The sequence below is a fragment of the Halorubrum sp. SD626R genome (assembly GCF_001261915.1).
Classification (GTDB): domain Archaea; phylum Halobacteriota; class Halobacteria; order Halobacteriales; family Haloferacaceae; genus Halorubrum.
Window position 1 is genome coordinate 17994 of record NZ_CVRT01000142.1, and the last position, 11928, is coordinate 29921.

14 protein-coding genes and 1 tRNA gene are annotated in these 11928 nt (G+C 59.1%); 4 read left to right on the forward strand and 11 right to left on the reverse strand.

Annotated features, from left to right (window positions below; genetic code table 11):
- The first annotated feature begins 130 nt into the window (after positions 1 to 130).
- Both SD626R_RS13870 and SD626R_RS16560 read left to right on the forward strand, forming a co-directional pair.
- Positions 131 to 346: a hypothetical protein gene (locus SD626R_RS13870; RefSeq protein WP_092566928.1), complete on the forward strand. Its 216-nt coding sequence runs from the start codon at positions 131 to 133 to the stop codon at positions 344 to 346.
- Between the two features lie 90 nt (positions 347 to 436).
- Complete coding sequence (locus SD626R_RS16560; protein WP_137782655.1) at positions 437 to 1324, forward strand: coiled-coil domain-containing protein; 888 nt, start codon at positions 437 to 439, stop codon at positions 1322 to 1324.
- 537 nt (positions 1325 to 1861) lie between these two features.
- Here SD626R_RS16560 and SD626R_RS13875 read toward each other — a convergent pair.
- The 7 genes from SD626R_RS13875 to SD626R_RS13905 form a co-directional block, all read right to left on the reverse strand.
- On the reverse strand, positions 1862 to 2821 hold the full coding sequence (locus SD626R_RS13875) for a hypothetical protein (protein WP_092566929.1): 960 nt from the start codon (positions 2819 to 2821) through the stop codon (positions 1862 to 1864).
- Positions 2814 to 3659, reverse strand: a complete 846-nt coding sequence (locus tag SD626R_RS13880; protein WP_241996744.1) for a DUF8125 domain-containing protein — start codon at positions 3657 to 3659, stop codon at positions 2814 to 2816. The genes SD626R_RS13875 and SD626R_RS13880 overlap by 8 nt, the downstream gene beginning before the upstream one ends.
- Positions 3656 to 4183 carry a DUF8063 family protein gene (locus SD626R_RS13885; protein WP_092566931.1) on the reverse strand — a complete coding sequence of 176 codons (528 nt, stop codon included), beginning with the start codon at positions 4181 to 4183 and terminating at the stop codon, positions 3656 to 3658. The genes SD626R_RS13880 and SD626R_RS13885 overlap by 4 nt, the downstream gene beginning before the upstream one ends.
- A gap of 3 nt (positions 4184 to 4186) precedes the next feature.
- Positions 4187 to 5866, reverse strand: a complete 1680-nt coding sequence (locus SD626R_RS13890; RefSeq protein WP_092566932.1) for an Env/VP5 family phage fusion protein — start codon at positions 5864 to 5866, stop codon at positions 4187 to 4189.
- A gap of 144 nt (positions 5867 to 6010) precedes the next feature.
- On the reverse strand, positions 6011 to 6412 hold the full coding sequence (locus SD626R_RS13895; RefSeq protein WP_092566933.1) for a DUF8023 family protein: 402 nt from the start codon (positions 6410 to 6412) through the stop codon (positions 6011 to 6013).
- Positions 6412 to 6774 (reverse strand): hypothetical protein, encoded by a 363-nt coding sequence (locus tag SD626R_RS13900; protein WP_092566934.1) that lies wholly within the window; start codon positions 6772 to 6774, stop codon positions 6412 to 6414. The genes SD626R_RS13895 and SD626R_RS13900 overlap by 1 nt, the downstream gene beginning before the upstream one ends.
- A 132-nt stretch (positions 6775 to 6906) precedes the next feature.
- On the reverse strand, positions 6907 to 7674 hold the full coding sequence (locus tag SD626R_RS13905) for a hypothetical protein (RefSeq protein ID WP_092566935.1): 768 nt from the start codon (positions 7672 to 7674) through the stop codon (positions 6907 to 6909).
- A gap of 252 nt (positions 7675 to 7926) precedes the next feature.
- Between SD626R_RS13905 and SD626R_RS13910 the strand changes: the two genes are divergently transcribed.
- Entirely contained in the window at positions 7927 to 8433 is a 507-nt protein-coding gene (locus SD626R_RS13910; protein WP_092566936.1) for a type IV pilin domain-containing protein, read from the forward strand.
- Positions 8434 to 8483: 50 nt separating this feature from the next.
- Here the strand turns inward: SD626R_RS13910 and SD626R_RS13915 are convergent, their stop codons facing one another.
- From SD626R_RS13915 to SD626R_RS13925, 4 genes are all read right to left on the reverse strand, one after another.
- Positions 8484 to 8666, reverse strand: coding sequence for a hypothetical protein (locus SD626R_RS13915; RefSeq protein ID WP_092566937.1), 183 nt, complete (start codon positions 8664 to 8666; stop codon positions 8484 to 8486).
- 21 nt (positions 8667 to 8687) lie between these two features.
- Positions 8688 to 10619 (reverse strand): hypothetical protein, encoded by a 1932-nt coding sequence (locus SD626R_RS13920; RefSeq protein WP_255310192.1) that lies wholly within the window; start codon positions 10617 to 10619, stop codon positions 8688 to 8690.
- Positions 10620 to 10839: 220 nt separating this feature from the next.
- Positions 10840 to 11019 (reverse strand): hypothetical protein, encoded by a 180-nt coding sequence (locus SD626R_RS16565; RefSeq protein ID WP_137782656.1) that lies wholly within the window; start codon positions 11017 to 11019, stop codon positions 10840 to 10842.
- A 174-nt stretch (positions 11020 to 11193) separates the two neighbouring features.
- Positions 11194 to 11268: transfer RNA gene (locus tag SD626R_RS13925), tRNA-Arg, on the reverse strand.
- Positions 11269 to 11370: 102 nt separating this feature from the next.
- On the opposite strand from SD626R_RS13925, the gene SD626R_RS13930 reads away from it, so the two are divergent.
- A partial coding sequence (locus SD626R_RS13930; protein ID WP_092566939.1) for an AAA family ATPase occupies positions 11371 to 11928 on the forward strand: 558 nt, incomplete at its 3' end.

The following is an 11928-nucleotide window of genomic DNA, read 5'->3' on the forward strand; positions in this document are numbered from 1 at the left end:
TCGTCTGGATGATTGCTTCCGTTGACGAGATAGTGGAGTGGAAGACATATAGTTGTACTGCTGTAACTGGTTATACTACAATTACCAATAGACATGAATGACTTTGTGTTTTGAACAAGATTAGGAGATAATGGCAGGACGAAAAGAGACAGTGTCGGATTCCGAAATTGTCAACCTTTTTGAGGAAACAACAGATCCTGTCCTAACAACGTCAGAAGTTGCTGAGGAGTTAGAATTCACGTTGACGGGGGCACGAAAAAGGCTATACGCACTTGAGGATGAAGGTGTATTGAGAATGAAAAAAGCGGGAAATAGCCCAGTCTGGTGGCTTGACAGTACTCTCTAGAATGTGATTTATATTGATTAGCACAGCAAAAAGTCAGTGCGATACTGATGAGCATTTAATTTATGTACCAGTATCATTCAGTTTGAGAAAATGAATAACAATAGCAATGATGATTCCGAGGAAACGACTGATTTAACTGGTAAATATGGTGAGAACGTCCTTAATCCTGAAAGATTCATCCAACAATCCGAGACAAAAATACAAGAGTTGACAAATAAAAAAGAGGAACTAGAAAGACAACTTAACGAAAACCCGGATGATGATGACCTGAAGTCTGAGGTTGAAACGGCTATCAGGCAAATGGACCAATTACTTGAGGAGAGAGAGCAGGCAATTACTGAAAGAAATAAGGAATCTAGGAGTCTCAGAGAACAGACAGAAGAATTGAAAGAAGAATATCAGAGTGAACTAGGCAAAATAAAAGAAAAAAGAAAAAATGCTGAGGAAATTGAGGAGCGACTCTCGAATTTAGAGGATACGGCCAGCGATCTACTTGATAGGACAACCAGTTCGGCGCTTGGTGAACAGTTTGCGGAGCGAAAAAAAGAATTAGAAACACCTCTACGTGGATGGAAAATAGCATCCGCATTATCAATATTTCTACTATTAGGTGCCTCTTGGATAATATATACTGATATCGGGTCTTCGACGGGTGGTATAACTTCAAATATCACAAAAATTGGCTTATTGCTCCCCATTTCAGTTGCTGTGTGGTTTTGTGTAAGCAATTATACCCGACAAAAGAGATTGATTGAGGAATACGAATTCAAAGCACGGATGGCGATCTCATTGGTTGGTTTTCGTGAAGCTCTCGATAATGAGCTAGATGGAAATAGTGATGAACTCATAGCGGAATTTATGATCAACACTATGGAAAATATCTATACTAATCCACAGGATAATATTAATTCTGATGAAGAAAACCCAGATCCACAGTCAACACAAACAGCACTTCTGGAATTAATTAGAAATAGTTGAGTTGCGCGACCCCCCACAAGGAGGGGTCGCGCGGCTCCCGCCCATCGATGTGAATGGGTTGGATGGTGGGTGGGTTGTGATGCTCCGGTTTTGGTGCTTGATATGTTTTGGCCTCGTGGGAAGCGGATACGACGGCTAAACCGACATATACAGAAGTAATAGGAGATCACAAAACCTTGTTCTCGTGGTAGTTTTTCAGCGAGAAGAGAGCCATTCCTGCGGGGATCGTACTCACAACTGCTGCTAATTCAGTTGGGATACCCACTAGGGTAACTAAACGTACACACACAACCGTAGCACAAAACCAGATGATAGAAATTTGGCCGGCAGAAAGATCGCAGTACCAAGCGAGACATACAGAAACAGCCGTAGAGATGGTAAGCGACAAGGATGGAAGGAGCTGACTTCCATCTGGATCGACAGATCCACCCCCTCGGGACATGGATTAATTTTGAGTCCCGATTCAGAGTGGGTGGTCCGTCTTTGTGTTCCCATGTAACAAACTCCGGATAATAAATTTGTTGTCTACTTAGAGGATTATTCGGCGGGACCACGGTCGCGCAGCTCGGTAAGGAGATTGGGCCAATCCAGGTCGAGAGAGAACAGGTCAGGTTCGAGATTCCAGTTCCAGGGAGCGGCGTCGTCCGGGTCCGGTTCCGCGGTCGCAGGTTCGAGGTTTTCGACGGTCCCGCCGAACAGTTGGTTCGTCGGCTTGTCAGCGTCAGCGGGCCAATCAGCGAAGAAGTCGACTTCCTTCTTGGAGTGTTTGAAGTACGCAGTCGTGAACAGCCGCTTCAGCTCCGGGTGACAGTCCTTCCCCGTGTGGAACACGGTTCCGAAGACGTCGACGTTGATCTTCGCCATCCGCTTTGCGAGCGGAGAGAACTGTGCGGCGACCTCGTAGGAATTTGTCCGCGCGTCGAAGTGCGTCGACCCCTCGTCGATGAACACGAACTTCGGCCGGTCGCGATGCTCGATACACGTCACCGCGAGGTCGTGCGCGCTGGTGACCACGAGGTCCGTCAGGGGCCACGTGCGCGAGTTCGAGATCACGAGGAGATCGTCGACGGTCGCGGAGCGGAGTTCCGCCAGCAGCGCCATCAGGTTCGTCTTTCCCGTGTTTGGGTTCCCAGCGCCGCCGATGAACGCCGTCGCGTCGTTGTTCGTCATGACCTCGTCGAGCCGCAGCGGGAGCCGCAGCGCGGAGCCGTCTAGGTCCTGCTCGGTCACGCCGACCAGGTGCGAGAGCATCAGGGAGTTGCCCGAGCGGATCGCTTCAGACGCCTTGCGCGACTGCTGGGTTCGGTCGACGAGGTCGAGCAGCTGCGAGTCCTGGACAAGCTCCGGGTCGAGGTCGTTGAGGAACACCGACGCAGACACGTCGTCCGGGTCGATCGCGCCTGCTCGGGGGTCGAGGTCGCGATCTGTTTCGATGCGGCCGGAGAGCTGTTCGGCGAGTTTGGCCGCCGTCAGCATCCCTTCGTCGGAGTTACCCATCGGCACGCACCTCCGCGGTTTCCGCGTGGCCGTTCCGGTCGGCGTCCGGGTCCTCCGGCGTCGAGAAGTCGAATCCCGACTTGTGGTCCATCTCGTCAATCGCGTCGTCGTCGACGAGGTCGGAGAGGTCTGAGTCCGAGGCATCGTCAAGGCCGAAGTCCTTCAGCTCCTGATCGACGGCGCGCTCGATCCCTTCGCCCGAGTCGGGCAGGGACCCATCCTCGAACAGTTCGACGATACGTTCGACCGTGTTTCGGGTCGCGCGGCGGACCACGACGAACGCGGAGCTTTCGAGGATGAATCCTCGCTGCGCGTCGTCTTGGAGCTGGCCGCGGCACTCGTGAACGGCGCGAAGCGCGCGGGTCAGCTCGCGATCGTCGAGCGTGCCGCGCCAGGTGCCGACGACCGTCATGTCTTCGAGGTCAACCTGTTTCCCGACGTAGAGGTTCGGCGACAGCTGGGTGAGGTCGTACGAGGAGTTGATGAACTCGTCGTCGTCAAGTACGTCCATCTCGCGGAAGTCGTCGGGCGGGAGTCGGTAGATACCGCCCTCCAGTACGCGGGCGTCGAGGTCGATCAGCCAGACGAACGTCGGATTGTAGAGCCAGCCGACGACTTTCGAGCCGGTCATCCAGCCGAGGGGGAGCGTGAACAGCGCTGTCAGCCCTGCTACGTACCAGAAGCGGGGAACGGAGACGCCGAATCCGGTGACCATCGCGACGATCGTCGCGGCAGACCCGATGACGATCAGCTGTGGAGCGCGAGCTCGGAGCCAGTCGAGCAAGTCGAGGTAGGCAGGCTGTTCGTCCTTCATGGTGGGTGGGTCGTGTTGAGTCATGCGATCCTCTCAGGTTCCTCGGTTTTGCCGTAGACGCGGCGAGCGACGAGGTACAGCGTGGTCAGAGCGACACCGAGCGAGCCACCGACACCGGCCGCCTGTACGTCGGAGCCGGTGAAGGGACCGGGGACGATCGTCGACGAGCTTTCGAGGGGAATCCCGTAGAGGGTAGTCCCGTCGTCGATCGTGACGCCCGCGGCGCCGTTCTCGGGAGTGACCGCGAACCGGATCGTGGTGCGCCCGTCGACGATAAACGACTCGCGGTTCAGCTCGCGCGGCTCGGTGAGCGAGACGGCCTCGGTGACGGTGATGCGCTCGCGTCGATCGGCGTCGAGCACGAGTACCGCAGCAGAGCCGTCGTACTCGGCGGAGCAGAGCGAGATGTACTCGGTGACGTACTGGTCGCAGGTGTCGGCCTGAGCCGTTCCGTTCGTTGCTGCGGAGGTGTTCGGGTCTTGGGCGGCGACGGCGCCACTGAGTGATGCAACTACGACGAGCGCGATGATGAAAAATCGGGAGAGCATGGGTTAGTTGCTAGTGGCGACGAAGCCGACGATCGCGACCACGACCACGGCGATGATTTCGCCGGGCAGCCCGAACATGTCGAGCCCGGAGAGGTCGAGGCCGCCGCCGTTGCTCTGGGAGTCTTCGTACTTCTCGATCAGCTCTTGGTTCTGCTGTTCGAGATCGTCCCACTCCTCTTGGGTGATGTAGTTGGAATCGGACTGTGGTTCAGAGTTCGAGAAGCTCGTCGTCGAGACTTCCTCGCCGGACTGCTTGTTGACGAGCTTGTCCACGGTGAACGAGCCTTGCAGCTGGAGCGTTTCGTACTGCGTTTCCGTAGTCGTCGCGTGGAAGCGCGCAGAGTCGACGTTGGTGATCGGGGTTTCGAGGTCGCCCGAAGCGTCGTACGACCAGGTGCCGTCGCCGTTGTCTGTCCAGTCACCAGCAGGGACAGAGACGGTTTCAGACGCCGCCGTCGTCACCTCGATCGCGGTCGATTCGTACGGTTCGGCGGTGATAGTGATGGTGCCACCGTCGACGCTGGTCTCGATCTCGGACCAATCGCCCTCGACGAGACTCATGTCGGTCGTGAAATACGCATCGCCGGAGAACGTCGACGGGTCGTAGGTCGTGCCCGACTCGATCGGTCCGTCCGACGGGTCGGTCAGCGCGAAGGTTCCCCGGAGCGTTGCACCGGTATCGTCGATGGTGATCGTCGCCTCGCGTTCGGAATCGACCGGAACGTTCAGCGCGATAAGGTCGGCAATCGCTTGGCTCATGCCTTCCTCCTCGCTCATCATGGCGGCGCGTTCGCGGGGCGTCACGAGGTCGTCGATCTCGATACTGCCGGACTGAACATCACCGTAGACGTTCGTTACCCATGTCGAGATACCATCTCGGACGTTTTGGAACGTGGTGTCCATCTCGTTGTAGAGGGGTTTCCACTCAGCACCGTCGAGGTAGATGAAGTCACCATCTACCTGACTCAGGCCGAGGTGAACTGCTTTCTTCCCCTCCTGAATCTGGTTCGGGACGTGTTCAGTCGCGGTGAATGGCGAGATCGTGGCCTGCCAGTCGTCGTACCAGTGGATGCTGATCTCCTTAACCGGGAGATCAGTACCATCAGGCAGGGTGTTGCTTACATCAGAGACAGAGAGCGACTGCGAACGCTGTTCCTGACTAATATCGTAGCTGTTGAGAACAGCACCACGGCTCAGGTCCGGATGATCGTCGAGCGACTGAAGCAAAGTCTGAAGCTCGTTGACCGACTCATTCCACGACTTGAGGAAGTTCCCCTTGACGGAAGATTCGTAGGTGTCGATCGCGGTGTTCGCCGCAGAGAGAACATCGGACTCAGAGGAACCAGCGTTCAGCTCCTCGATGGCGGCGACCTTCGCATCGGTGTAGGCAGTGTGTTCAACGCCGTCGAGGATGTTCCCGTTGTCGACGATAGTGCTCTTATTGTTGGAGCGGCGGGTTTTGACAGCCTGATAGATTTGCTGCTCCAGAGCAGAAGAGGTGAGGCCTTCGGCGGGGGCGTCCGAGCCGATCACCTCGAACTCGCGGAGTGCCCATCCGACGCCGACAGAGCCGGCGACGACAGCGCCAGCGACGAGGGGCGCGATAGCTTCAGCGTTCTGTGCGAACCCGCGGTCGTGCGAGAGCCCGACGGTGGCGACGGCGGTCGCACCGATCCCCTTCACGAAGGTCCGGCGGCCGAGACGACGATCGCCGTTGGGACGATCACTGTCAGCGCCCACAGCAGGCCCATCAGGAGCGCGGTTCGAGGCGTTACAGCTAGTCGATGTGTCATGGTTGGAACTCATAAGGTGAAGTTCGAAGGGTGGTTACCGAACAGCGACGCCCCAGGCGACGACCGTCGCGAGGAACGCGACGATTGGGCCGAGGTTGCTGCTCGTGTTGATGAGGTCAGTCACGATGCCGACGTACTGGTAGCCGACGATGACGAGGGGTCCGGCGATGATCGCGACCTTCTCCCAATCCTCGTAGCTGTCGAACTGCTTCGTCTCTGAGGAGGCGAAGGCGACAGCGTACGCGCCGATCGAGATGAACGTCGCGTGTTCGGCGGTCAGCGTGTAGTCGATCCACGTCAGCATGACCTCGGAGATCCCGCCGAACTGGTAGAGTCCGGCGAGCACGAACACAACCGACAGCAGCGCCGGAAGCGTCCGCAGATGGGTGTAGTCAGAGAGGGCAGAACCCATCGACTGCGAGTAGGACGACGCCATCAGTCACCACCTGGGAACGCGACCATCGTCGGGTTATAGTCGTGCGTCGAGCCGTCGTCGCGTTCCAGGGTCACCTCGTCGGTGTCCATCGCAACCCAGATCTGTTCCCCGACTTCGATGCGGTCTTGCGCAGCTGCGCGCTTGACCTCGTCCTTGGCGAAGTACCGCACAACTCCGCGACTCTCGTCCTTGATCTTCAGCCGGTACCACGGGCCGTACTCTCCCTCTCCTTCAGTGAGATCGAGCACGAGCCCTTCCAGTACGTCACCGGGACCGAGTTCCACCGTGGAAACATCGGACTCAGGCGACTCTCCTTCGAACTGTTCGTAACCGTCAGGCGGCGTCGGTCTTTCAGTCGACATCTCCGACTGTTAGTTCAAAAAGAGAATACAAGTAGGACTAGAGATACCGGAGTGAAAGTAATTGTACGAAGGTGGGTTGAATTATCTACTCGTTAACTCAGCGAAAACGGAATCACTGGCACCTCGATTGCGTTAGGAGAGTCCGAGTTCGCGAGCGGCGTCCGCCGAGATGGTTAGCGCTCGCTCGCCACGCGAGATATTCCCTTCGACGCACTCGCCGATCAGTTCGTGGAGGTCTTTCAGGTAGGACGTAGGGCGTTCCTCCTGTATGCGCGTCGTCGCCTTCCCTTCCAGGTATGCACCGCGGTGGGCGACATACGTCTCGACGAATCGGCGCCGGATCGACTCCGGGCTCTCCCACACAACTGTCGGGACGGCATCGAGACTCGTCTTCGCGCCGTGCGGGGCTCCCATGGCGACGAGACACCGCCCGAGCACCGAAGCGTCCGTCGCAGGGTACAGTTCAGTCGCGCGACCATCGCTGTCGGCGTGCCGGCGGTAGGTGTCGACGCCCACCGCCGTGAACGCGTCTTCGATCGCGTCGTGATCGACGCGCCGCCCGATCGTGATCGCGGGGACGAACGTCTCGTTAATGCTCCCACCGGCGAGAACGTGCGCGAGCAGCTCAACGAGCGCGCCGGCCATGTCACACGCTGGTTCGAGCCAACCATTCGCGCTCGCCGTCTTGATCCCCCGCACCGGATCGGGCCGCCCGCCGTTGAGCCACGATCGGACGCGTCCGGCTGGTAGTTCGAGCGCGGTCCCCACGGCCGTCCGACCGGCGTTCGGGTGCTCGGCGGCGTACGCCTGCACGCGCTGGTAGTCCTCGACCTTCTCCCATGGATCAGGGTAGACCCGATCGGAGTAGGTCCGCGCGATCGAGCGTGCCGTCGGTTCCATATGCGGAATGTTGACAGCCTGAGAGATACGTCTTGCGGGGCGGTTCTCAGATGGGAGATTTGGAACGGTGTGTTTATCCCTACGGTCATGCTTCTTAAAAGTATACCAACGGACAAAACGAAGGTAACGGCGGGATGGGTGTTATCCCATCACCTCGGGACCGCATGATGCGGGGCCTCGTAAGGTGCCTAATACTCCATGCCCGAGTGTTGTTAACCTTCGTATCTGTTTCGTTGGCGACACAACGAAAACATGAACTTCGAAACAGCATTCCAGGGAGAGGATCGGGCAGTCAGTCCCGTTATAGGGGTTATACTCATGGTTGCGATTACCGTGATTCTGGCGGCCGTGATCGGGACATTCGTGCTTGGACTCGGCGATCAGCTCGGCGACAGTACGCCGCAGGCGTCTTATGGTATCGACAACGTTGATTCGGGCACCGACCAAATTGAAATAACAAAAACGGGCGGACAGGACTTAGCCTTCGACGATCTCCGTGTTGTTGTCGACGTTGAAGGCAACACCTCGGAATTCGATTTGGCTAGCCTGTCGTCACCTGCCGGCGATGAGTGGCGGACTGCGGATACAGCCGTCATTGATGCGTCTGGCTCCACTACAATTCTGACTGTAAGAGGTAGTGGCGATTTGGATGCAACCCCTGACGGTATAGACTCGATCGATGCCGGTAACGATGTTACCGTGACGATCATCTACAAGCCGAGCGGTGGTCCGGTCGCTGAAGCTACCGCGTCGGCCTAACTCGACCACACTCCGTTTTTAAAAATTTTCAGAGACCCGCTGAGACGCGTCTATTCCTCTGCTCGGAGCAACACCTCTTCGTCACCGTACGGGCCGGAGTGAACGACGACGATCGACCGATTAGCCCCGGCGACGTCGACCGTCACGGAATCGTCGGGCTCGACCTCTCCGTACTCACCCCAATACTGCGACTGACGCATATCGCCGTCGATCAGCAGCTCGTCGGCAGACATAAGTCCCACCGAAGTATCTGGTCACCGCTCATCGGAGTGAACCATGCAGGGGCGTGGTTCGTCCCTCGACATCCGGGGGTTCAAGACGTGATAGTCCTCAACAGTTAGGAGGCGATCGGCAACTTCGGGGTCGTCAACGCCCATGTTGAGGAAGCTATTCGCGACCGTTTCAGGGTCGTGTGACGCGACTTTCGTTTGGCTGTTGCGGAAGATTTCCCCCTGGACGAGGTCGTTCCCGAGGCGAGTGTTGTCGACAAGGTTCCGGATAGGAAGCTCCAGTTGGACCATGTCAACGCCGCCGCCACACGGTTGGTGTTCGTTGCCGTCGCTGTCGACGATCGCCTTCAGCTCGTACTCGGACCGCGGCTCTTGGCGACGGCGATCGACCGACTCGGAGTCGGTTCGTTCAGTTCCGTTCAGGATGTCGCCGACGAACTCCTTGTACGACGGATCAATATTCAGGTGCGCGAGCAGCGAGGGGAGCGACACGTCCGAACCATGCACGTCGAGGTAGGTGTCGACCTTCTCGCGAATCGCGGCCTTTCGGGGCGATTCACCGTATGACCACGCGCTTTTTGCGCTCGGCCAGCGTTCGGCGAGCGCTCGTCCCTGGTCGGGTTTCGGGGGCACCGCTGCTGCGTCGGTCGCCCACCGGAGCCCGTCGAGGAAATGATCGCCCGGCTCAGGCGGACCGTTGAGCTGGTCCTGGTCGATAGTCCACGGCGATCCGCAGCAGGTACAGACCACATCGTCGCCGTGGCCGTCGTCCCATCGGACACGCTCGCCGTGCGATTCGGTCTGACCCGAGTCCTCGTATTCGGTGCGCTGTTCACAGCGATCCGCGCGGATCGCCTGATTCACGGTTTGGGAACGCGAGGTCCGTCGACGAGCCGCGGACCAGTAAACCGCGCCCCACGCGATGTACTCGATCGGCTTGTCCATCAGATCCTCGGTGTAGCCACCCATGTACGCCGCGAGGTACGAACCGAGGTTCCCGACGTCTGCGTTCATCGAGATACAGCCGTCGTCTTCCTGGAGGTAGTCGTCGATCGCGTCGTAGTTGTGTGCCGACCAGCCGGCTGGGTCACACACTTGCAGGTGTTTGTCGATCACCCGCTCGAACTCGGAAGCGACTGGTCGAAGATCCTCGAAGCGGCCGCCGTCGAAGTAGACGCCGACGTGAATATGAGTGTAGCAGGCATTGAGGCCGGCGTCTTTGTCGGGATCCGCAGCTGTGCCCATACCGTGCGGTTCGGCCTGGAGCCAGTATCCCCACTCGTCTGAGTCGAGGTCGAGGTGATACTCCATCACATTGCGGAGGGTATCGCGAACACCGCCGTAGCTGAAAGCGTCGTGGATCGCATCCATTTGGTCGACGGGAGAGAGTCGGAGCCCGTTCGGTACGGACGACGCGGTCAGTGTGAGCATAACGGTCACCGGGTCGTTCCACGCGGGAATCGCGTCGCCGCCGGATGGTCGGGTGCCGCCGGACATCTGTCGCTGGAGCGCGCGAGCCCGTGCGTACTGCTTTTTGCTGTACTCCTTCCCCCAAGCGTCGACGAGGGGAACGTCGAACTCGTTGCCGGTCTCCCGATCGGCGAAGCGAGCCAGCATCCCTTTATAGTCGTGATGAGCGCGAAGGAAGGCGTGAACAGCGTCGAGCCACGTCCCGGCGGAACGGGAGCGAAGTGAGTCGACAGCGAAGGAATCTTCTAGCGGGTGATCGGGGTCCACGAACTCCGTTTCCCACTCGGCTTCCGTGACGATCCGACGGAGCTTCCGCCCGTGTGTCTCGGAAAGCGGTTGATCGGCAAGTTGTGGGTACTCTGTCGTAAACTCAGTCACCCGCTCGACGACAGGATCTGCGTCATCCTCTAATCCGGTGAGGGACGCCGTTACAGAGTTAGTCTCCTTGGAAGGCCAAGACGCACCCTCTTCCGTTGGCGCGCTCATCGCTCACCTCCGAGTGTGCGCGCGACCGCGACAGCACCGCCACTCGTTTGGCGACCTTCGGTCGCCTGTGCGCGGTCGGCGGCGCTCGGACCGGGTCCGCCGGTCCTCGCGCACCGCAAGGTCGCCGACCGCTTGGAGAGACAGCTGAGTCTCGCGTCGTCGAGGCGAACGAGATCGTGCCGAACCCGTGGGGAGGTGGACCGGCGCGCAGCTGGCCGGCTCACTTCTCGTCGGGATTATCGAGATTGGTTGGCCGCTCGGCGCAATCGAGCGCGTGCCCGTACTCTTTCTCAGAGGTCTGGTTTCGAGTACATCTCTGACCGCAGACAGGACACCAGAATTCACCGGGTCCGTTGGTGGCGAGCGTGTTGCCGCCGTTCGTCTCGTTGCCGAGGCTCACCGCGGATCACCCCGGAGAACAACGAAAAACGGGTGCCTGCGAGGGGATCCGTTAAGTTGATGAACGGAATCCGAATCGCGGTCTCTAAACTGGCTTGTGAATCTGGCAGTAGAGGCGCTTATGACACATCTAACGGGCGTTTGACGAACGACCCAAGAACCGAGGGTTTCGGAGCGGGCACAGTGGGATTCGAACCCACGACCGTCGGATTAGAAGTCCGACGCTCTATCCGAGCTGAGCTATGTGCCCTCACGTCGTCTTCTACCGCCCGATATAAAAAACGCCGACGGTTCGAATCCGCCAATCGCGCCAACAGCAGACCTAAGTCCGGCACGGGACTACTCGCCGCCAATGAACGTTATCGGAACCGTCGGGCTCCCCGGGAGCGGGAAGGGGGAGGCGGCGAACGTGGCCGAGGCGGCCGGGATCCCCGTGGTCGTCATGGGCGACGTGATCCGGGCGGAGTGCCGCCGCCGCGGACTCGACCCCGCCGAGCACCACGGCCGGATCGCGGGGGCGCTCCGCGAGGAGGAGGGCGACGACGCCATCGCCGCCCGCACGCTCCCGCGGATCCGCGAGGCCGCCGCCGAGAGCGACCGCGACGCCGTCCTCGTCGACGGGCTGCGCTCCACCGTCGAGCTGGAGCGCTTCCGCGAGGCGTTCGGCGACGACTTCACGCTCGTGGCGATCCGGGCGCCGTTCGAGCTGCGCGCCGAGCGCCTCGACGCCCGGGGGCGCGACGACTCCGACTCCGACCTGGAGGCGCTCCGCGAGCGCGACGAACGCGAGATCGAACTCGGCCTCGGCGACACCCTAGAGCGCGCCGACGTCGAGATCGACAACGCGGGGACGCTCGAAGAGTTCCGGACTCGCGTCCGGGAGGTGCTGGGGGTCGACGCGGCACGGGAG

What these genes read in the sequence shown, in the direction of transcription:
- SD626R_RS13870 (WP_092566928.1), top strand. Translation starts at nt 131, where the DNA reads ATGGCAGGACGAAAAGAGACAGTGTCGGATTCCGAAATTGTCAACCTT.
- SD626R_RS16560 (WP_137782655.1), top strand. Translation starts at nt 437, where the DNA reads ATGAATAACAATAGCAATGATGATTCCGAGGAAACGACTGATTTAACT.
- SD626R_RS13875 (WP_092566929.1), bottom strand. Translation starts at nt 2,821, where the DNA reads ATGGGTAACTCCGACGAAGGGATGCTGACGGCGGCCAAACTCGCCGAA.
- SD626R_RS13880 (WP_241996744.1), bottom strand. Translation starts at nt 3,659, where the DNA reads ATGACTCAACACGACCCACCCACCATGAAGGACGAACAGCCTGCCTAC.
- SD626R_RS13885 (WP_092566931.1), bottom strand. Translation starts at nt 4,183, where the DNA reads ATGCTCTCCCGATTTTTCATCATCGCGCTCGTCGTAGTTGCATCACTC.
- SD626R_RS13895 (WP_092566933.1), bottom strand. Translation starts at nt 6,412, where the DNA reads ATGGCGTCGTCCTACTCGCAGTCGATGGGTTCTGCCCTCTCTGACTAC.
- SD626R_RS13900 (WP_092566934.1), bottom strand. Translation starts at nt 6,774, where the DNA reads ATGTCGACTGAAAGACCGACGCCGCCTGACGGTTACGAACAGTTCGAA.
- SD626R_RS13905 (WP_092566935.1), bottom strand. Translation starts at nt 7,674, where the DNA reads ATGGAACCGACGGCACGCTCGATCGCGCGGACCTACTCCGATCGGGTC.
- SD626R_RS13910 (WP_092566936.1), top strand. Translation starts at nt 7,927, where the DNA reads ATGAACTTCGAAACAGCATTCCAGGGAGAGGATCGGGCAGTCAGTCCC.
- SD626R_RS13915 (WP_092566937.1), bottom strand. Translation starts at nt 8,666, where the DNA reads ATGTCTGCCGACGAGCTGCTGATCGACGGCGATATGCGTCAGTCGCAG.
- SD626R_RS13920 (WP_255310192.1), bottom strand. Translation starts at nt 10,619, where the DNA reads ATGAGCGCGCCAACGGAAGAGGGTGCGTCTTGGCCTTCCAAGGAGACT.